Here is a 19755-nt window from a genome sequence, read left to right as displayed (position 1 = left end):
TCTGCCCCATGCCGCCCGCTGCTGCTCGGCGCTGCTCGCGCGGCGATCGCCTAGCGGCACGGACGGGACGTGGCGCCTTGGTCCGTCTCGTCCGTGCACCCCGCGCGACCGCTCAGCGCGCCGAGCACGCGACGTTCTCCTAGCCTGCGGGGATGCCCCCGCCCGATCCGCGCCAGCGCGCGCTCCTACGAGCCACGGCCTTCGGTGTCGGGGTGTCCCTGCCGGTCGTCGTCCTCGCCTACCTCGTGCGCGTGGAGGCGCCAGGGCTGGCGCGGCTCGACGACGAGGCGATCGCTGCGCTCACCTCGTTCACCCGTGACCACCCCGCCCTCTTTCGCGGCCTGCTCATCTGGCAGGAGCTGCTGAGGCCCATCTGGGTGAACCTGGCCGTGGGAGTGCTCTGCCTGCTGGTCTGGCGGCGGCGCGGGCTGGGGAGCCGCGCGCTGTGGGCCATCGTGACGCTCCTGGCGGCGTGGGCGCTCCAGGTCGGAGCGAAGGGGCTGGTCCACCGGGCACGACCCGAGGTGGAGGACGCCCTCGAGCACGCACCGGGTTCCAGCTTCCCCTCCGGTCACGCGACCAACGCCGCTGCCGCCGCGCTGGTGACGACGATCCTCCTGTGGCCGCTTCTCGGAACGCGTGGCAAGGTCACCGTGGCGATCGCCGGCGGCACGGTCACGCTGCTCACCGCCGCGGACCGGGTCATGCTCGGCGTGCATCACCCGTCCGACGTGGTCGCCGGCATCCTGCTCGGCACCGCGATGGTCGGCGCTTCGTCCCTCGGGTACCACGGCTGGAGAACACAGCCCCGCACAGAAGAGGTCACATGACCCTCCTCGTCGGCGAGACACACCGCCGCAGCAGCGTCCACTCGTACGTGCACCGCTACGAGACCGACACGTCCAGACCCACGTTCGGGTCTGCGTGCCGCGACCTGGCGAAGCGGGCGCTCCTCCCGGCCACGCTGTGGTGGCTCGTCATGGTGGGGCTCGGTCTCCTGATCGTCGGCCCGCTGCGCGACCTGCCGGCCGAGACCGGTGTGAACCGGTGGTTCGAGGCACGTCGGACCGCGGGCCTCAGCTCGCTCACGCTGGTGCTGTCGGACTTCGGGCAGACCCAGTTCGTCATCGCGGTCTGCCTGCTCGTGGTGGCGGTGTTCTGGTGGCGCACCCGACAGTGGTGGCTTGCCGTCGTCCCCCTGATCGCGATCGGGCTCCAGGCCGTCCTCTTCTTCACCTCGTCGCTGCTGGTCGGCCGCGAGCGGCCCGACGTCCCCCTGCTCGACGACTCCCCGCCGACCACCGCGTTCCCCAGTGGCCACACGAGCGCGTCCGCCGCGCTCTACGTCATGCTCGCGCTCCTGTGCCAGCGGATCACCCGGCCCTGGCTGCGGTGGGGGCTCACGGTCGCCTGCCTCCTCGTCCCCGTCGCCGTCGCGACGGCACGCCTGTACCGCGGCATGCACCACCCCACGGACGTGCTCGTCGGCCTGGTCAACGGCGTGGTGTGCGCGTTGCTCGCGTGGTGGTACCTGCGCCGGGACGCCTGAGCGCCGAACCGCTCCGAGCTCTCGAGCGGGATGCGACCGGCAGGCCGCCAGGCCCGTGAGGGCGCGCCCGGACCGGTCAGGCACCTCAGCGCACCTGGTCGAGGAGCTCGGTCTCCTCCTCGATGCTGAGCCCGGAACGCCGCGGCCGGTTGACGCCGCGAGCCACCTCGTCGTCGCGCACCCGGGAGATGGTCGCGCGCAGAGGGCGTAGGGAGCCGCCGGACGCGAGGTACCTGCTGTTGCTCCGCTGTGCGAACGCTGCGTCCGCGCCCGGGAGCCACAGGGGCAGGGAGCGGGGCCCGGCCCAGTAGTTCACGGCCCGCTGGAGAAGCCAGGCGTCGTCGACGTCGACCAGGTCCCCGGTGAACCCGGTGACCGACCGCACGTCGCCGAGGAAGTCGTCGAACTCCTGACTCTCGCCGACGGCGTTGACGGTGCCCGTCTGGGCGGTGGCGCCCGCGTGGACGATCCAGGTCGCCAGGTCCGCCACGTCGATCACCTGCACGTGGCGACCCTCGCCGGCCGGTGTCAGGACCCGGCCGCCCCGGTGGAGCCGTGCCATCCAGTAGCCGAACCGGTCGCTGAGATCGCCAGGGCCGGCGATCAACCCCGGCCGCACGATCAGCAGTCGATCGGAGAGGCGGGACGTCGTGGCGCGTTCTGCGGCGACCTTCGCGTGCGCGTAGTCAGTGAGGTCCTCTGGTTCGACGAGCTCTGCAGACTCGTCCGCGCCGGGCTCGTCGTTCCGGCGGTACACCGACACCGACGAGACCAGCGTCCAGTGGTGAGCACGCTCGGCGAGCGCGTCGAGTGCCGAACCCACCTTGGCGGGCTCGTAGGCGAGCTCGATGACCTCGTCCCACTCACCGTCCAGCTCGTCGTACGCGCCGGGCTTGTCGCGGTCGGCGCGGACGAGGCGGGTGCCGTCCGGGGGAGCACCCGACTCACCGCGCGCCAGACAGACGACCTGCGCCTGGCTCGCGACTGCGCACGTCGCGATCTCGCGCCCGAGCCACGCCGTCCCACCGAGCACCAGCACCCGTCGCATGGCGTCAGTCGACCATGGACGGCAGTGTCAGGCGGCGCGTTCTGCTGACGGAAGAACGCCCTCACCAGGGACTGGCCCAGGTCATTGACGTGCCGGTTTGCTTGGAGCCGTCCTCACGCGGCTGGGCCCGGCGCGCCGTCGTCACGCCGAGTCGACCGACCTGACGAAGTCGAGAATCTGCGCTGCGAGTGCGGCGGGAGCTTCCAGGGCGGCGTAGTGACCGACGCCGTCGAGCTGAACGGCTGTGATCTCACCGGCCGTGACCTGATCGAGCGTCGCGGCAGTGAACGGTCCACCGCCGGCGCCGACCGCCAGCACGGGCACGGCGAGGGGGCGCGACGCGGCCAGGTTCCTGAGGTCGTCACCCTCGGTCAGCATCGAGCGGTAGAGGCCGACGGCGCCGCGCCAGCCCCCGGGACGGGCGTAGGTGCGGGCGAGCTCGTCCACGTCGGCGTCGGTGATGGACCCGGCGACGGCGGTCATGCTCGGGAACGCCCACTGCCCGAGGAGCTCGCGCTCCCGGCCGGCGAACAGCAGCTCGGGGATGCCGGGGGCCGCCAGAGCACCGATGTGCCATGAGCCGCCGTGCGTTACTTCCGCCAGGCCTTCCAGGCCGAACCCGGCCAGGCCCATCTCGATCGCCGTGAGGCTGAGGACGTCCTGCGGGTGCGTGGCAACGAGCCGGAACACGGTCCCCCCGCTGATGTCCTGCCCCGTCAGGTGCACAGGTCCCAGGCCGAGGTGCTGGATCAACCCGTGCAGGTCCTCCGCAGCGGTCGTGCTGTCGTGGTCGTCGTTCGCGGTGCTGGAGTCACCGAAGCCGCGCAGGTCCACAGCGACGACCTGGTGGTCCTCGGCGAGCAGCGGGATGACCTTGTGGAAGGCCCACCAGGTTTCCGGGAAACCGTGCACGAGCAGGATGGGCGACCCGGTGCTGCCCGCGGTCACGTAGTGGAGCTCCGCGCCGTTGATCTGCGCGGTGTGGTGCGCGATGTCGGGGATGGTCGCGTTGGTGGTGGTCATCGTGGTGAGCTCCTTGGATAGACAACTTGGTTGTCTACCATCATAGACAACATGGTTGTCGTCCGCCAGAAGGAGACCTAGGCTGCTCCTCATGCCCCGATCCGGCGCCGATCTCGCGCTCCTGCTGCTCAGCGGCTTCCGGACGCTTGTGGATGCTGCGACGGCCGAGCTGGCCGCTCGCGGCTACGACGACTTCCGCTCGACCCACGAGTTCGCGCTGCGCGCGATCATCGCCGGCGCCGACAGCACGTCCGACGTCGGGCGGCGCCTCTCCGTCTCGAAGCAGGCAGCCGCGAAGCCCGTCGCGGTACTCGTGGAGCGCGGCTACGTGTCGAGCGACCCCGACCCGTCCGACGCCCGGCGCAACCGGCTGCAGGTCACCGCCCGCGGGTTCGACGTCCTGCGCGAGGGTGAAGCGATCTTCGAGGACCTGCGCGCCAGGTGGGAAGCGAAGCTGGGCACCGCCGAGATCGCGCACCTCGAGGAGACACTCGCCGCGCTCGTCGGCGACGCCACGGTGAAACCGGACGCACCCGGTTGGGTCGGCCAGGCCCCTGCCACCTAGGAGTCGTCCGGCCACGTCGGTGGTCCTCACGAACACGACGACGATCGGCGGCCCGGGCGGAAACCTCCTGGTCAACGGCGACTTCACATGCAACAGCAACGCTCACGTCGTGGGCGACGTGACCGTCACGGGGAACGCGTCGCTGACGAACAACTGCCGGATCGACGGGACGCTCTGGGTAGGGGGCACCGTCAAGGCTGACTCGAGCCCGCACATCGGTGGAAACCTCCAGTCCGGGGGGCAGGTCACGATCCAGTCGACCGTCCGGATCAGCGGGTACCTGGCGACCGCCGCCGGCCTGACCGTCCTGGACGGTAAGAGTGTCGCGAACCTGAAGACCATCGGAACCGTCCACGGGGAGATCTACACCGCGGCCAGCACACTGCCCTTGCCGGCGGTCGCGGCACCGGCAGTCCCGACTCCAGAGACAACAGGGGCCGAGACGTCGTGGGGTGCGTGGCTGAAGTCCATTGCCGTCGGAGCGGGTGCGCCGTCATGGTCCGCAGCACTGCAGACCAAGCCGGGTTGCGTCCTGTCGACGTCGACCGTCGGAACGGCGAAGCTGACGGTCACCGGGAACACGGTCGTCGACGCGACAGGTGCCGCGTGCCCGACAGTCACGCTGCAGGGACTCGCCATCGACCTGAAGGCAGACCTGACGCTCAAGGTGAACGCGCTGGGCTCGACCAACGGGCTGAAGGTCACCGCATCCGACGGACGGCCGCACAAGCTCACCATCGTGGCCGGTAGCGGCTCGGGCTCGCTCATCAGGCTGGTCGGCCCCACGAGCATCGACCCGCAGGTCACTGCGAACCTGACATCCTCAGGCACGGTGCAGATCGACGGATCGACCGACCTGACGGGCACCATCCGGGCGTCCCGGTTGGTGACGTCCGGCGCGGTAACCGTGCACGCGACGGGAGGAGCATGACGCCCACAGTGCCCCGCACGGCCTCCCCACGATGGGCGCTCACCGTCGCCCTGGTCGTGGTGTCGCTGATCATCGCCGGCTGCGTCGGGTTCGCCGCGATCCTCGTCGGTAGTGACTTCATGGCCAGCAACACCGCCAAGCCGGTCCCGTCGTTCATGCTGTGGATAGTCGCCGGCGCCGCGCTGGCGGCACCTGTCGCGGCGCTACCGACGCTCGGCTTCTCAGTTCGCCCGCAGGTCTCGTGGCTTTTCGCGGCAGCCCTGGCGGCCGCCGTCGTCCTGGTCGGCTTCTTCGGCTTGACTCACCCTTAGCTCCTCGAGAGCTCCGGCCCGGTGGCTTCCAGCTGGTTGCCACCGGGCGCGGACGGCTCCCTCGGCCGTGCCCGGAGCGCTCGCATCGCCGACGTGCCCGTCGAGGACTGACCGCGTCAGCCAGCCGAGCCACGTGATGGCCGGAAACCGCCAGGCGCCACCTTCGCCGCGTGATCAGGCGCCGTCATCGTGCCGCTGCCGCTGCTGCCGCCGCGGCCCGCGCCAACCACGCCGGAACGTCGCCGTAGCGCTGGTTGGGCACGAGCTCGCCCTCGGCGCTGCACTCGATCAGCTGTGCCATCCGGCGGGCGCGGGTGGCGTCCTGCTTCGCCGAGGTGACCCAGACGGCACAGACCTTGCGGTAGCTCGCGGTCGACGCCTCCCAGAAGGCGGTGGCCGCCGGCGACGCAGCCAGCTCCTCGGCGTACGAGTCGGGCAGTCCGGCCCATGGTCGCTCGTGACTGTAGGGCGCCTCTTCGCGGGTGCGCTGCTCCCAGATCGCCAGCCCGCTCGGCTGCATCCGTCCCTCGGCGCGCAGCTTCTCGACGAGGTTGAGATTGACCCGGCTCCAGTGGGAGGCCTTCTTGCGGGGGGTCCAGCGCTGCCGCCGCGACTCGTCGTCGATGCGTTGCGAGACGGAGTCGATCCATCCCCAGCACAGCGCCTCGACGACCGCTTGCTCCCAGGTCAGGCCTCGATCAGCCACGCCCTTCTTCTTCAGGCCCATCCACAGCGTCGTCTCGGTGTCGTGGTTCAGTGCCAACCAAGCACCGAACTCCTCAGGGCTGTCGAAGAAGCGCGCCGGTCGTTCGGGTGAGCCGCCCATCCGACCCGGTGTCTCGGACTCAGCCTGGTCACGTGTCATACGACGAGTTTGCCGCCCGAGGTGCGTCGACATCGCCACTGCGTGCGACCAGAGATCCAGCCGACTGGCCAACGGTGGAGCGAATCGGACGGGCGCTCCTGTGCTACCCGTCCTCGTCGTCTTCGAGGATGTGGCGGCACGCGGCTGACGCGGTGTCTATCGCATCCTGTGTCGCGCTCGTCCGTGAGTAGTCGACGGACATGCCGTCCTCGCTGACGACGGGATCGGGGACGTCGGCCAGCCCAGCCTCACGCAGGCAGCCGACGAACTCTTCTGCCATCTCCTGCGTGATCGTTCCCTGAGCCGGTGTCCCACTGCGGCCGGTGACGACATCGACGAAGTCCTCGACGATCGCGGCGACCTTGTCGACGGGGACGACACCGGTTCTGTGCTGGTCGGGCCGGATGTCGGTCCCTGCGATGCCGACCGCGGCAACCGCCAGGAGTGCAGCGATCGCGAGGGCACGCACCCACACCCTGCGACGCTCGTTCGCTACGAGGCGTCGGAGCGGGCTGACGAGGATCAGGGCCATGCCAGCGAACGCGAGACCGGCGGTGGTCTTCCCCGCGACGAGCAGGACCACGCTGCACGCGCACAGCGACGACGCCCAGATCGCTCGCGCGAGCCCGTGGCCGGTCGCCAACCCCTCTGCCATGGTGTGTCTCCCGATCTGAGTGACGACGGCTCACCGAATCGAGCCGCGAGGCGGATGGTCAGCCGAGGTTGCGGCGGATGCGCCAGAGGCACAGGCCGGCGAGCGCGAGGCTGAGCCCCACGTAGACGGCCGACTCCCGCGCCTGCATCGACCAGAAGTGGCTCAGCGGCTGGTAGCGAACCTGGAACCGGTATCCGAGCCCGTCCATCTCGGCGAGACATGCGGCGCGGTCCTGGTTCACCCGCGACACGCACGGACCCGAGGCGGACACCGGGATCGAGTCGACGACGGTGCCGGACGGATCGACGATGGTGCTGGACAGGAACCACGCACCGCTGCTGCCAGGAAGCAGGGCGGCGCTGTCCGGGCCGACCCGCTCGACCGTGAAGCCGTCGCTCCTGTGGTCGCTGATCTTGGTCGTCGTCTCCCCGGGCGCCACCACGTGAGGGCGGACGAGCACCGGGAAGAGGACCTGTGCAGTGACCAGGAGCGCGACCGTGGCGGCCATGGCAGCGGTCGTGCGTCGGACGAACATGCCCACCGTCACGCCGAGCACGAAGGCGAACAAGGAGTAGGCCACGGGTGCGACGCCCCTGGCGGCGAACATCAGGGGATCCATGAGCGGGAAGTCCCCGGTCGCCACCTCGTCGAGCGGGGACGACCACCAGGACACGGCCGCGGTGCAGAGAGCGGCGGTCAGCATGGCGGCGAGCGACAGCACGCACAGCTTGACCAGTAGCCAGTGGCGTCGCGTCGTGCTCTGGTTCCAGGCCACGAAGTGCGTGCCCGTCTCCACCTCGCGCGCCACCAGCGGGGCGCCCCAGAAGGTGCCGACGAGCGCGGGCACGACGAGCACGAGGGCGGTGGCTGCCAGCCACGCGGACCTGTTCTCCCGGAAGAACGCCTGGGCGACCGCGGAGCACTCGGGCCCGCCACCGCCGCACGCGGGCCGCAGGACGGAGTAGCGGTCGCGCAGGCCCACGCCCGTGGCGGCCAGCAGCGCGAGGATCACGGCGAGCGCGGCGGTCGTGGCGTAGGCCGCGGTGCGGAACTGCCGCAGAGCGAGCCAGGTCACTGCGCCACCCCGAGGAGCGTTCGGTCCGGCGGAGCCGCGACCATGTACGCGATGACCAGGTCCTCCAGCGTGAGCTGGCTGACCGTCCACGCCGGGTCGAGGACCGGCGCCTTCGCCCGCACGATCAGGGTGCTGTGGCGCTCGGAGTGGCTCGCGGAGATCACCTTGTGGCTCCGCGGGATTCGACTGCCCTCGCGCCTGGCGCCGGTGAGGCGATGATGGGTCGCGAGCAGCTCGTCGACGCTGCCGGCCAGGACCACCCGGGACTCGGCCAGCACCACCAGGTAGTCGCAGAGGCGCTCGAGGTCCGCGACGAGATGCGACGAGAGCATCACGGTGAGGTCGTTCTCCGCCATGGCCTCCATCAGGGACCCGAAGAACTCCCGACGAGCGACCGGATCGAGCGCTGCAACCGGCTCGTCGAGGAGCAGGAGCTCGGGGCGCTTGGCGAGGCCGAGGGTCAGTGCCAGCTGGGCGCGCTGGCCACCGGAGAGATGCCGCGCGTGGCGACGTGGATCGAGGCCCATCCGCCGGACGCGGGCCTGTGCGAGGGCGTCGTCCCAGGCCGGGTTGAGCTTCGCGCCCAACCGCAGGTGGTCTCGCACCGACAGTCCCGCGTAGGTGGGGGTGCCCTGTGCGACGAACCCGACCTTCGCCAGCTGGGCACGACCCGAGCCGGGTCGTCCGCCGAGGACGGAGATGCTGCCGGCCGACGGGGTGAGCTGACCGCTCGCCAGGCTCAGCAGGGTGGTCTTGCCGGCGCCGTTCGCGCCGACGAGCCCGACGACGCAGCCCGCCGGGATGTCGAGCGTGCACTCGGCCAGCGCCCACGACCGCCCGTACCGCAGGCCGAGCCCGTCTGCCACCAGCGCGGAGGTCACGCGACGTCGCCTCGGGCCTGCGCCCGGACCGCCGCGACGAACAGCGCCTCGATGCTCTCGTCGTCCAGCCCGGCCTGTCGGCTCCGTGCCAGCCAGTCATGGAGCTCGCTGCGGAGCGCGCTGTGAGCGGCCAGCGAGGTCGAGCCCAAGGATCGCGTCACGAAGGTGCCGACGCCGGGTCGGGCAGCGACCAGATCCTGGTGCTCCAGCTCCCGGTACGCCTTCTGGACGGTGTTGGGATTGATCGCCAGGCGGGCGACGACCTCCTTGACCGTCGGCAGCTGGTCGCCCTTACGGAGCACGCCGAGCTGCAGAGCCTGGCGGACCTGCCGGACGAGTTGCAGGTAGGGCGGCAGTCCCGAGGCAGGTTCGAGGTAGAACTCGAGCATGGCAAGTCATTTCACTAGGAGACTAGTGTGATGGTTCAAACGTAGACCTCGAGACAATGCCGGGCAAGGCTCCGCCCAGATCCCTGTAGCACCGGGCTCAGCGGTGGTCAGCGCGGCAGAGCCTGAGAGAACCTGGATTCACGGTGTCGACGTGAGTCAACGGCGGGTGTGCTCGCCGTGGCGTTGGCGTCTCAGGAGGTAGCCAGGTTGGTCACCATCGGTCAGACGGGCGGCGTGTGGGGAGTGATCGCGGTTGTCGTTGTGGCGGCTGTCATCGGATTGACCATCAACGCCGTTCGCAACAAGAGGCGGAACTGACCGCCCCGGCTGCGACGGGATGAGGAACACCGGGCTCACCGATCAGCCGTCGGCCCTCGCGCGGAGCCCGTCGCAGACGACCGTGACCACGCGGCCGAGGGCACCGGCGTCGGCGGGGTCGAGCTCTCGCGCCAGGCAGCCGCTCATCAGCGCCTTGACGTCGGCGAACGTGATCTCCGGACGCACCGCACCTGAGTGCTGGGCCGACTTCAGCAGGCGGTCGAGCCGGACCGACGCGCCCGTGCCGGGATCGCCTGCCGCCGCCTCGATGTCGAACCCGGCACCCGCCAGCGACTGGGCCAGGCCGCGATGGTCCGAACCCTCGTGGATCAGCTCGGTGAAGAACGTGAAGAACGCGCTGCCCGGGTCCTGCGTGGCCGCCAGCTCGTCCGCACGGGCGCTGAGCACCGCCATGCGGTCCAGGAAGACCGCGGCGTAGAGCGCGTCCTTCGTCGGAAAGTGACGGCTGACGGTGCCGGTGCCCACGCCCGCTCGCCGCGCGATCTCGTGGACCGGAACGCCGAGCCCGTCGGTGGCGAAGGCCTCGGCGGCGGCCTGGAGCACGAGCGCCCGGTTGCGTCGGGCATCGGCGCGGGGTGCTCGACCCGGCTGGCCCGTCATCGTCGGATCGACCTCCGGGTGTACAAGCGGGACAGGCGTCCCGTATCGTGGTTAATCGGGATGGTCGTCCCGATTGTAGGCTCCCGGAGGGCACCATGGCTGAGTGGACCGTCGACGACGTGCCGGACCAGAGCGGGCGCACCGTCGTCGTCACCGGTGGCAACGGCGGCATCGGCCTCGAGGCAGCCAAGGTGCTCGCGGCTCGAGGTGCCTCGATCGTTCTTGCCTGCCGCGACCTGAGCAGGGCGACGGCCGCAGCGGCCATGGTCGGGGGAGACGTGTCGACGGTCGAGCTGGACCTGAGCTCGCTCGCCTCGGTCCGTCGCGCCGCCGACGAGCTCCGCTCGCGACACCCCCACCTGGACCTGCTCATCAACAACGCCGGCCTGATGATGCCTCCACTCGGGCGCACCGAGGACGGCTTCGAGCAGCAGCTGGGGATCAACCACCTGGGCCACTTCGCGCTGACCGGCCTGCTCCTCGACACGCTCGTCGGTACGCCTGGCTCTCGCGTCGTGAACGTCGCCAGCTCCGCGCACCGACAGGGCCGGATCGATTTCGACGACCTGCAGTTCGAGCGCCGCGCGTACAGCCCGGCAAAGGCGTACGGCCAGTCGAAGCTCGCGAACGTCCTGTTCACGTTCGAGCTGCAGCGGCGACTGGACGGCGCTCCGACGATCGCCGTCGCCGTGGAGCCGGGCATCGTCTCTACGGGTTTGCAGGGTCACGTCACCGGACGCGCGCGAGGTCTGGCCATCGCAGCCGTCGTCAGGCTCGTCGGACAGCCGACCGCCGCGGCCGGCGCGCTCGCCACCCTGCGCGCGGCCACCGACCCCACGGTGCACGGCGCCGACTACGTCGCACCGCACGGTCGGCTCAACGCGGCGGGCCATCCCGTCCTGATCGAGCCGAGCAAGGCGTCGCGCGACGCCGACGCGCAGCGCCGGCTCTGGACCGAGTCGGAGCGACTGACAGGCGTTCGCTGGTCCTTCGCACCCAGGGGAACGTGACCCCTGTCTCGGGGTGGTCACCGAGCCGCGCGTTCCGCACGCCCGGTGCGAAACTGACGCGGCGCAGACCTGCGACAAGCCGCCCGACCGGAGGCCTCATGATCACCCGTGACGACGTGCTCGCCGCCCAGCAACGCATCCACGGGCGGGTCCGCCGCACACCGGTCATCGCCGTCGACCCCACCACCAGCAACCTCTGGCTCAAGTGCGAGTTCCTGCAGCTGGCGGGCGTGTTCAAGACCCGCGGCGCGTTCAACCGGATCCTCGCCGGCCTCGAGTCCGGCACCCTCGACCCGGTGAAGGGCATCGTCGCCGCGTCCGGCGGCAACGCCGGGCTTGCCAACGCCTACGCGGCCGCGCAGGTCGGTGTCCCCGCGACCGTCTTCGTGCCCGAGACGGCACCAGCGGTCAAGGTCGCTCGGCTACGCGAGTACGGCGCAACCGTGCAGCAGGTCGGCCAGGAGTACGCCGAGGCGTACCTCGCAGCCATCGACTTCGCCGACGCCGCAGGCGCCTTGTTCTGCCACGCCTACGACCAGCTCGAGATCGCGGCCGGTGCCGGCACCATCGGCGAGGAGATCCTCACCGACATCCCCGACGTCGACACCATCGTGGTGGCAGTCGGCGGTGGCGGGCTGTTCGCCGGCATCGCTGCCGCCGCCGAGGGGCGCGCCCGAGTCGTTGCCGTGGAACCCACGCAGATCCCCACCCTGCACAGCGCCCTGCGAGCCGGGGAGCCGGTCGACGTCGCTGTCTCAGGCATTGCGGCGGACGCGCTGGGGGCGCGGCGCATCGGCAGCATCGCCTTCGACGTCGCCCGGCGGACCGGGCCGACGAGCGTCCTCGTCGACGACGACGCGATCCGCGCAGCACGCACAGCGCTCTGGCAGGACTACCGCATGGCGGTCGAGTACGGCGCAGCCGCCGCCTACGCGGGACTCACTAGCAACGCCTACCAGCCCGCACCGGATGAGCGGGTCGCCGTCGTCATCTGCGGCGCCAACACGGACCCGACGACGCTGGTGTAGCTGCGACAGCCGTACGCGAGCGGATCTCCTCCGGAGCGTGCTCGCGAGCCCGCTGGTGGTCGCAGAAACTCAGCCTGGAGGAATCGAGCGGACGTACGACCACAGGCGTAGCCCGGCTGCCCCCACGGGCGCAAGGCCCATCACATGGGCATGGCTCGGGTGGGACTCCGGCTGCACACGAGGGCCACCCTCGGGCGATGTGGCAGCACGTGCCCGGCGCACAGCATGGCCGGGTGACGGAAACCATGTCCTCTCTAGAAGTCCTTGTCGTGCTGGGTGCCGTCACGCTGGTGGTGGCGCGCTGGCTCCCAGCTGCCGTCCGTCGACGCGCCACGATCACGGCGGGGGCGGTATTCATGCTGTCCGCGATCGTGCTGGCCGTGGTCGGGGATCCGCTGGCAGCTGCTGCCAGTACTGGCGGGCGCTGCCGTGGTGTTGCCGTTCGCCCTCTTCACCCTGCCGCCGGGTGCGCGTCAGTCGACGGTGCCGAGGGACCGGGCGGCTCGACGGCGCCGCCGCTTCAGCTGCGTCTCGTCACTTCGTCCGACACAGGACCCTGCAGCGCCCCACCCCTGACGGCAGATGGCCCCGGGATGGCCTGCGACATCGAAGGCGCCACGCCCTGCGAGCTGGCTGAGACGCTCGGTGTCGTGACTCCGACCTCGGTCGTGCGTGAGAGCCAGGGCGGGGGCGAGACCGTCGTCGTCGAGTTCGACGAAGCAGACACCAAGACGCTCGCGGACGTCAGTGGTCAGGCGGTCGGCGGGAGTTGGCGCTCCTCCTCGATGGCACGGTGCTTTCTGCTGCCACCGTCCAGAGCCCCATCGCCACGAGCCCGATCGCCTTCGCTTTCGGGACGGCATCCGACGCAGACAGGGTCGCGGCGCTGCTCGGACCATCGGCGACATCGTGACGACGGCCGAGAGGTCGGCTTCGAGTTCTTCTCGGCCTCTCGCGCACGGAGCACGGCGAAGGTGCCCCTCGGTCGGGAGTGCCGGGAGCGTGGATCAGAGGGGGTTGGTGCCGTCGAGGTTGAGTGCGCTGCCCTGCCGGAAGAACCGCTTGGCGACGAAGTGCCCGCGCTCGGCGGCCATCCGGAACCACGGCTCGCTCTCCGCGAGCCCGTCTCGCTGCTCGACCAGCCGGCCCATCTCCCACATCGACTCCACGTCGCCCTTCTCGACCGCCCCCCGCAGCAGCCGCTCAGCGGCGTCGAGATCACCGCTGACCTTGGCAACCATCGCCACCGCTCGCATGGCCTTCGGGTTGCCCGCCTCGGCGGCCGCCTGTGCCTCCTCCAACGACCCGAAGGTGTTGCGGCGTCTCACCCACCCGAAGTAGGCGCTGATCAGGCCGAGGATCCAGACCACCCATCCCGCGGTGGTGGCCGTGCTGCTGTCCCAGAAGTACCCACCGATGGTCAGACCGGCAGCGACGATGAAGAGGAAGAAAGTCACGCTCGGTACATTAGGACACGTCGTACATTCCGGGCACGGGGGTCGAAATCGGCCTGACGACCGCCGGGCCGTGGGCTGCCGGAGGACTCGATCACGGGCTCGGGACGAGGTTGATCCGCACGGATCGGTAGGTTGCCGCAATGACGCACACTCGACGTGTCGCGGCCGTCGCGGCTCCGGCCGTGATGTTCGCCCTCACGCTGGCAGCGTGCGCCAGCGCTGCCGGAGGAACCACCTCGCCGACGGCCATGGGTCCGGCGACGGCCGACGAGATCGCCATCTGGACGGAGTACGCCGGGATCGCGCCCGACCTCGTGTACGTCACCGAGGTCGACGGGTTCGAGCTCTGGCCGATGTACGTCGGCGTCGTAGGCGACGACGGCATGTCGGTGGGGTATGGCAGGAACGACGGCAGCACCGTTCTGCTGAGGATCGATCGTCTGGCAGATCCGTCGGTCGCCCCGTGCGCCGAGTTGCCGGACGCCTCGGAGGCGGTGTTGCGGTGCTCCCTCGAGCGCGGTGACGCGTACATCGTGCTTGAAGGCGAGGGCGTCGACCCTGCGGTCCTGCGCACCGCGGCCGATTCCGTCCGGGTGCCCAGGGCAGATGAGCTCAGTGAGCTCTTCGCGGAGCTCCCGACGCCGATGGCCCCGGTCGAACGCCCCGACTTGGAGCAGGGCGGTGAGGTACAGCAGAGCGGCCCGACGCCTCTCGGCGGCTGAACCCGGCATCGAGTAGTTGGTGTGCTCGCGCCCCTTCCGACCAGGCCGCCGCTGGTCGAGGTGCGGCCGGCCGACCGCCGTCAGGTCCGATAGCGGGTCGCCAGCTCCGGCGACTGTGCACCGAATGCCGCGAGGTCCGCCGCGAACACGTCGTGCAGAAGGCCGTGCTGCTCGACGCCAGGGGCGGTGACGACTTCGCCGAGCTCGATGCCGCGCAGGCTCGCGGTGACGACGTCGGCCGCGCTCATCCTGGGGACGGCCGAGAGGTCCAGGCCCTGCCGCTCGTGGAACTCTGTCGCGACCACACCCGGGCACAGCACCTGCACGTTCACGCCGGCGGGGGACAGCTCGGCGTGCAGCGTCTGGGACAGGGCGACGGCATAGGCCAGGGCTGCGGCGTACACCGCCCGGCGTAGCGGCACCTGCTCCACGCTCGCCGGTCCGCTGAACGCGATCATGCCGGCGACGTTGACGATCTGCCCGGTCCCACGCTCGACCATGCCGGGTGCGATCGCGCGGCTCAGCAGCGTCGGTGCGAGCACCTTGACACCGACGACCTCCGCCGCCTGGTCTGCGGGCAGCTCGACGAACGGCTGGTAGTGCGCGACGCCAGCGTTGTTGACCAGCATCGTCACCGGCTGGTTCCCAACCGCGTCGATGACCTTCGCGATGCCTTCGGAGGTAGACAGGTTCGCGACGACGGTCTGCACGCTCACGGCCGGGAACTCCGCGACGAGCTCGTCGAGGCGTTCCTGGCGACGACCCACAGCGATCAGGTCCATGCCGTGCGACGCCAGACGCCGTGCGTACTCCCGGCCGATCCCTGATGACGCACCTGTGACGACAGCCAGTCCACCCATGCTCGTACTCCCTCGACTCGCACCGCCACCGCGGCGCCCGGACGCGCTCCGGGCAGTCACGCCTGCGCTCTGCCGTCAACGGTGGCCCTCGTCGCGCACTGGCAGGTACGCCTCAGCGATAGTGGTGCCCGCAGGACCACTGTCACCGTTGGCTCGGCGGTCTACGTTGCGGGAGTGGCCCCCTACGAGAACCTGCTCGGCGACTACCTTCGCGCGCAACGCGCGCGGGTACGTCCCGAGCAGGTGGGCCTGCCCGCGGGCACCAGCCGCAGGGTGCCGGGCCTACGCAGAGCGGAGGTCGCGCTTCTCGCCGGGATCAGCCCTGACTACTACCTGAGGCTCGAACAGGGCCGCGACCGGCGACCGTCCGCGCACATCCTCGAAGCCCTCGCCCGGGTGTTCGGGCTCGACGCCACAGGCACCGCGTACCTTCTCTCCCTCACCGAGCTGGATCGACCACGCAGCCGGCGGCGGCCGCGTCGCGAGGACGTCCCCGAGGGCATCCGCAAGCTCCTGGGCAGCGTGCAGCTGCCGGCATTCGTCGAGGGCCGCTACCTCGACGTGCTCGCCGCCAACCCCCTCGCCACCGCACTCTCACCTCGCATCACCGCGGGTGAGAACCGCCTCCGCGCCGTCTTCCTCGACCCCGGCGAACGAGCGCTCTACCCGGACTGGGACGACACCACCGCCCGCCTGGTCGCGGGCTTTCGCCGCTCGGTGGGCGCGGACACCAACGACGCCAGGTTCATCGACCTCGTCGGCGAGCTGTCGCTCACCAGCGATCGCTTCCGCACGCTGTGGGCCCAGAACGACGTCCAAGCCCGGCAGAGCTGGCCCATCACCCTCGACCATCCCTTGGTCGGCAGTCTGACCCTCAACCGCGAGAAGCTCATCATCGGCGACACGGCCCACGGCCTCGCCCTGGCGATCTACCACCCGGATCTCGGCTCCGACAGCGCCGACAAGCTCCAGGTCCTCGCGTCCTTCACGACAACGGGCCTGGGCGCGGGTCGTCGCTGACTCGCGAGATGACCACCATCCCGCCCATGTGTCGGTCGGCCTGCCCTCGTGCGGCGGTAGGCCCTACTCACCTGAGATCGCTCGCTCGGTATGGTGTGCGCTCACGGGTCAGGGACGTTCCGCACGATCGGCTGAGGGGTGGGCATGGGCTTCGCAGGAGGCGATCCGCACCAGCTTGAGGTGGTGGGCAAAGGGCTCGGCGCTCTGTCGTCGGACCTGGCCGGAGACGCGACTCAGATCGCGCGGCAGGGCAAGCTGGCCGGTGCCGCCGCCGGGGACGGCCACGTGGCTGACCTTGCGGAGTCGGCGTTGGCTGCGATCGGCGGCGTGGTGGTGGCTGCCGCGACGGTCGTGCAGGGACTGGCCGAGGGGTCGACGACGGCCGGTGCGCAGTTGCTGCAGGCCACCGGGGCGGTGCCGCGGTGAGCACGTTCTCGGTTCCGACCGGCGATCCGGACGCGCTCCGTCGGGTGGTCTCGGGCGTCGCGACACTCTCGAGCGCCGTCGGTGACACCCGCAGCGGCCGCCTGAGCACGCTTGGCGGCCAGGCCGCGGGCGCCTTGCCTACGGCGCGGGTCGCCGCGTTCGCCGCCGCCCGCTCGGACGCCGCCGCGGGCACGGGCGCGGTGGGCCTGTCGCTGGTGACGGTCGGCGGGGCGCTGGCCGACTGGGCCGACGCCCTCGAGGCCGCGCAGGACACGATCCGGTCGGAGTCGAGCAAGCACTTCCAGGCCGAGACGTCGTGGCGGCGCGCCCGCTCGATGGGCGAGGCCGAGCTCCAGGACCAGCACCACGACGACATGCTTGCCGCGAGCAGGGCGGCCGACCACGCCAACGACGCGCTCGAGGCAGCGCGCCGGCGGGTCGTCGACGCGCTCGCCGGGCAGGTCGACCTGTGGGCCCCGGGCGCCGCGACCTTGGGGCCCGTCGAGGCCTGGCGCCGCGCCGCTGTCGGCAACGCGCCCAGCGGTCTCGCTCTGGACGCGGGCGACCTGGTCGACGCGTACAAGAACCCGGACGTGGCGCTCACGACGGCCGTCGTGACCAAGGCGGTCAAGGCCGGTGTGAAGGCGTACGGGATCTACGGGATCCTGAAGTACCAACGAGCACCTTCCCTCGCGCTGAAGGCCGAGCAGAACTACCTGAAGGCCCGGGGGATCTACCAGGAGATCAACTCCCTGGCGAACCCGACCGACCCGTCGCTGGCCACGAAGTTCTCCGCGGCGGAGAAGGCGCTGGGCAAGGCGATCGGCAAGGACGTCCCGGCCGAGCTGCGCAGGGCTCAGTGGATCTACAAGCAGTCACGCGGCTTCGTCGGCGAGACGACCGCGCTGCAACGCGCGGCCGCGTTCGCCCCCGAGGCCAACGCCGCGCAGATCGTGGGAAATGTCGGCCGCTTCGAGTCGGCCATGCGGCCGATCCGGGCGGTCATGCCGTTCGCGTCCAAGGTGCTCGGCCCGCTCGGAGTCGTGTCGGGCGGGTACGACATGTACACGGCCGCGACCGACGACACTTTGGCAGCGGGTGACCGGAGCGCCCATATGCTCGGTGGCCTCGCGACCGTCGTCGGTGGTGGGCTGATGACGGCGATGGCGTTCGGGGCGATGGTGACGCCGGTCGGGGCGGCTGTCGTCGCCGTCGCCGGGGTGGTCGCCGTGGGGTGCTGGGCCTATGAGAACCGCGAGGCGATCGCCGACGCAGCCACCAAGGCCGCCGGGTGGGTCGGGGACACAGCCAAGGATGTCGGTGGCGCTGTCGCCGACGGGGCGAAGAAGGTGTGGAAGGGGTTGTTCGGGTGAGCGTGCCGTCCATGGAGGACCTGTTCGACCTGGCCACACCGCAGTCGGACGCCGTTGTCGGCGCCCGCCTCGACCTGTTCGCCGCGGCCCTCGACTCGCCGCAGGTTCTGGGGTGCTTCACCGACGAGGAGCTGGTCGGGCTCGACGAGCCCGGCGGCGAGCCGCTGGCACCGAGCCCGTGGTACTCCTCGCTGACGGAGGCCGAGCAGGTCACGGCGCTCACCGCGGCGCTGCGCGGCCTGAGCGCGCGCGGCATCTACCGGGCAGCCCCCCTGGATGTCGAGACGGGGGCGTTCGAGTTCGAGGCGGACCCGCAGGTCCTGGCGCTGCTCACGATGCGCCGCCACACGGCCACGTTCGTGGTGGCCGAACGGCGCACCGCCGACCTGCTGGACTGGGCGGTGCTCTACGGTCAGCGCGACGGCCTGTGGCTCACCGAGGTGGTCACGCACGTCGGCCAGCACCACTTCACCCTCGCCCGAGAGAGCGACACCGTCGAGGCGCTCACCACCTGGTGTGGTGCACTGCCCGACGTGCCGGCGCCCGCCCTGGACGTCGTGCTCACCAGGGACCAAGTCGCGGCCGAGCACCCCGCGCTCGAAGAGGTCGGGCTCAGCACCGCGGCCCTGACGGTCACCCGCCTGGACGTGGGTGACACGGTCAGCGACACCTGGAGCGGGGTGTTCACCGGCCCGCACGGCGCCTACCTGTCCACGCCGGTCGGTGACGACGTCGGCTACCGCGGCGCGGACCGTCAGGCCGTTGTGGCGCATTGGCGTCAGACGGTGGGCGCGCTGTGAGCGGCGACCGGGAGTTCCTTGAGCTGGGTGAGCCTACCGAGGCGTCCCTGGACCGGTTGCTCGCTGCAGCCGACCAGGACTGGCGGGACATGGGAGCCGTGCGGGCCGTGTTCCGGTCCTGGCCCGGCAACATCTTCTGGATCATTGCCGCCGTCATGGTTCTCCCATGGGTCGCGCTGGCAGCACTCCAGTCCGACCCGGAGGACCGGCTGGTGGCATTGGTCGCCGCCGGTGGCTTTCTGTTCTTCGTCGTGCTGCTGGTGGGGGTGGGGGTGGCGGAGCGGCACCGGGTCTGTGAGCACGGCTTGGTGGTGGGGATGCGCACGAAGTCGCCGTTCTTCATCCCGTGGTCGACGATCGACCCGGGTCGGGTCCGGGTGGTGCGCCGCTCCAACCTGCTGGGGCGTCTGCCCGGGGTGTCCCCGTCCTCGCCGCACTTTCGTCATGGTGCGGCCTCTGGCACCGCGCTGGCGCTCAACGGTCTGGACACGGCCCTGACCGGATGGCGGCACCTGCCTGGTGTCGAGGTGACCGACGCTGTGCGACCCGGTTCGCGCGTGCGCCGCACCCCGTTCGTGTGGTGGGTGCTGGGCGGACGGCGCCCGGAACGGCTTGCGCAGGCCATCGAAGACGCGATGGTCGCCGACGGTTACCCCGCCCGCGGCCTGGCCGCACGAGCCGTCGCCCAGGGCTGCACCTTGCGTTACAACCCGGGCGCCTGGAACCCGTTCCCCGCGCGCGCCGGCACCGACGGCGTGGTCGGCGTGCACGGCTCACCACAGCCCTGAGCCCGTCCACGTCACAGGGCGTCGGGCCCTCGTCGTAGCC

23 protein-coding genes are annotated in these 19755 nt (G+C 70.8%); 13 read left to right on the top strand and 10 right to left on the bottom strand.

Features of this window, described 5'->3' with window-relative positions:
• Positions 1–152 precede the first annotated feature (152 nt).
• Together N553_RS21050 and N553_RS0104385 are read left to right on the top strand one after the other, a co-directional pair.
• A complete protein-coding gene (locus N553_RS21050) occupies positions 153–830 on the top strand; it encodes a phosphatase PAP2 family protein (protein ID WP_034620609.1) in 678 nt (225 codons plus the stop codon).
• Positions 827–1549: a phosphatase PAP2 family protein gene (locus N553_RS0104385; protein ID WP_051639817.1), complete on the top strand. Its 723-nt coding sequence runs from the start codon at positions 827–829 to the stop codon at positions 1547–1549. The genes N553_RS21050 and N553_RS0104385 overlap by 4 nt, the downstream gene beginning before the upstream one ends.
• An 85-nt stretch (positions 1550–1634) precedes the next feature.
• On the opposite strand, the gene N553_RS0104380 is transcribed toward N553_RS0104385, so the two are convergent.
• Positions 1635–2597, bottom strand: a complete 963-nt coding sequence (locus tag N553_RS0104380; RefSeq protein WP_028045519.1) for an NAD-dependent epimerase/dehydratase family protein — start codon at positions 2595–2597, stop codon at positions 1635–1637.
• Between the two features lie 141 nt (positions 2598–2738).
• Entirely contained in the window at positions 2739–3620 is an 882-nt protein-coding gene (locus tag N553_RS0104375; protein ID WP_028045518.1) for an alpha/beta hydrolase, read from the bottom strand.
• A 91-nt stretch (positions 3621–3711) separates the two neighbouring features.
• On the opposite strand from N553_RS0104375, the gene N553_RS0104370 reads away from it, so the two are divergent.
• From N553_RS0104370 to N553_RS0104360, 3 genes are all read left to right on the top strand, one after another.
• Positions 3712–4185 carry a MarR family winged helix-turn-helix transcriptional regulator gene (locus N553_RS0104370; protein ID WP_028045517.1) on the top strand — a complete coding sequence of 158 codons (474 nt, stop codon included), beginning with the start codon at positions 3712–3714 and terminating at the stop codon, positions 4183–4185.
• Between the two features lie 109 nt (positions 4186–4294).
• A complete protein-coding gene (locus tag N553_RS0104365; RefSeq protein ID WP_156043694.1) occupies positions 4295–5116 on the top strand; it encodes a hypothetical protein in 822 nt (273 codons plus the stop codon).
• On the top strand, positions 5113–5427 hold the full coding sequence (locus tag N553_RS0104360) for a hypothetical protein (RefSeq protein ID WP_156043693.1): 315 nt from the start codon (positions 5113–5115) through the stop codon (positions 5425–5427). The genes N553_RS0104365 and N553_RS0104360 overlap by 4 nt, the downstream gene beginning before the upstream one ends.
• A gap of 184 nt (positions 5428–5611) precedes the next feature.
• Here the strand turns inward: N553_RS0104360 and N553_RS0104355 are convergent, their stop codons facing one another.
• From N553_RS0104355 to N553_RS0104325, 6 genes are all read right to left on the bottom strand, one after another.
• Positions 5612–6292, bottom strand: coding sequence for a YdeI family protein (locus tag N553_RS0104355; protein ID WP_231505157.1), 681 nt, complete (start codon positions 6290–6292; stop codon positions 5612–5614).
• A gap of 103 nt (positions 6293–6395) precedes the next feature.
• Positions 6396–6947, bottom strand: a complete 552-nt coding sequence (locus N553_RS0104350) for a hypothetical protein (protein WP_028045513.1) — start codon at positions 6945–6947, stop codon at positions 6396–6398.
• A 58-nt stretch (positions 6948–7005) separates the two neighbouring features.
• Positions 7006–8022 carry a hypothetical protein gene (locus N553_RS0104345; protein WP_028045512.1) on the bottom strand — a complete coding sequence of 339 codons (1017 nt, stop codon included), beginning with the start codon at positions 8020–8022 and terminating at the stop codon, positions 7006–7008.
• On the bottom strand, positions 8019–8903 hold the full coding sequence (locus N553_RS0104340; RefSeq protein ID WP_028045511.1) for an ABC transporter ATP-binding protein: 885 nt from the start codon (positions 8901–8903) through the stop codon (positions 8019–8021). The genes N553_RS0104345 and N553_RS0104340 overlap by 4 nt, the downstream gene beginning before the upstream one ends.
• Positions 8900–9292 (bottom strand): GntR family transcriptional regulator, encoded by a 393-nt coding sequence (locus N553_RS0104335; protein ID WP_028045510.1) that lies wholly within the window; start codon positions 9290–9292, stop codon positions 8900–8902. The genes N553_RS0104340 and N553_RS0104335 overlap by 4 nt, the downstream gene beginning before the upstream one ends.
• A gap of 360 nt (positions 9293–9652) precedes the next feature.
• Positions 9653–10231, bottom strand: a complete 579-nt coding sequence (locus tag N553_RS0104325) for a TetR/AcrR family transcriptional regulator (RefSeq protein WP_028045509.1) — start codon at positions 10229–10231, stop codon at positions 9653–9655.
• 95 nt (positions 10232–10326) lie between these two features.
• Here N553_RS0104325 and N553_RS0104320 point away from each other — a divergent pair, with 95 nt between their 5' ends.
• Together N553_RS0104320 and N553_RS0104315 are read left to right on the top strand one after the other, a co-directional pair.
• Positions 10327–11241, top strand: a complete 915-nt coding sequence (locus N553_RS0104320; RefSeq protein WP_028045508.1) for an oxidoreductase — start codon at positions 10327–10329, stop codon at positions 11239–11241.
• A 98-nt stretch (positions 11242–11339) separates the two neighbouring features.
• Positions 11340–12269, top strand: coding sequence for a threonine/serine dehydratase (locus tag N553_RS0104315; RefSeq protein WP_028045507.1), 930 nt, complete (start codon positions 11340–11342; stop codon positions 12267–12269).
• Positions 12270–13276: 1007 nt separating this feature from the next.
• Here the strand turns inward: N553_RS0104315 and N553_RS0104310 are convergent.
• Entirely contained in the window at positions 13277–13726 is a 450-nt protein-coding gene (locus N553_RS0104310) for a hypothetical protein (RefSeq protein WP_028045506.1), read from the bottom strand.
• A 140-nt stretch (positions 13727–13866) separates the two neighbouring features.
• Between N553_RS0104310 and N553_RS24110 the strand changes: the two genes are divergently transcribed.
• Positions 13867–14448, top strand: coding sequence for a hypothetical protein (locus N553_RS24110; RefSeq protein WP_051639816.1), 582 nt, complete (start codon positions 13867–13869; stop codon positions 14446–14448).
• 80 nt (positions 14449–14528) lie between these two features.
• On the opposite strand, the gene N553_RS0104300 is transcribed toward N553_RS24110, so the two are convergent.
• Positions 14529–15308: an SDR family oxidoreductase gene (locus tag N553_RS0104300; protein WP_028045505.1), complete on the bottom strand. Its 780-nt coding sequence runs from the start codon at positions 15306–15308 to the stop codon at positions 14529–14531.
• Between the two features lie 174 nt (positions 15309–15482).
• On the opposite strand from N553_RS0104300, the gene N553_RS21035 reads away from it, so the two are divergent.
• The 5 genes from N553_RS21035 to N553_RS0104275 all read left to right on the top strand — a co-directional run bounded on the left by N553_RS21035 (position 15483) and on the right by N553_RS0104275 (position 19715).
• On the top strand, positions 15483–16328 hold the full coding sequence (locus tag N553_RS21035; protein ID WP_051639815.1) for a helix-turn-helix domain-containing protein: 846 nt from the start codon (positions 15483–15485) through the stop codon (positions 16326–16328).
• 144 nt (positions 16329–16472) lie between these two features.
• Positions 16473–16754 (top strand): hypothetical protein, encoded by a 282-nt coding sequence (locus N553_RS0104290; RefSeq protein ID WP_028045504.1) that lies wholly within the window; start codon positions 16473–16475, stop codon positions 16752–16754.
• Positions 16751–18127, top strand: a complete 1377-nt coding sequence (locus N553_RS0104285; RefSeq protein ID WP_028045503.1) for a hypothetical protein — start codon at positions 16751–16753, stop codon at positions 18125–18127. Before N553_RS0104290 ends, N553_RS0104285 begins: the two co-directional genes overlap by 4 nt.
• Positions 18124–18927, top strand: coding sequence for a hypothetical protein (locus tag N553_RS0104280; protein WP_034620605.1), 804 nt, complete (start codon positions 18124–18126; stop codon positions 18925–18927). Before N553_RS0104285 ends, N553_RS0104280 begins: the two co-directional genes overlap by 4 nt.
• Entirely contained in the window at positions 18924–19715 is a 792-nt protein-coding gene (locus N553_RS0104275; RefSeq protein ID WP_028045501.1) for a hypothetical protein, read from the top strand. Before N553_RS0104280 ends, N553_RS0104275 begins: the two co-directional genes overlap by 4 nt.
• The last annotated feature ends 40 nt before the right edge of the window (positions 19716–19755 follow it).

This window comes from Cellulomonas sp. URHE0023 (assembly GCF_000688475.1).
Lineage (GTDB): Bacteria > Actinomycetota > Actinomycetes > Actinomycetales > Cellulomonadaceae > Cellulomonas.
The sequence above is the reverse complement of the archived record's forward strand: the minus strand, read 5'-3'. Positions and strand labels throughout refer to the sequence as shown.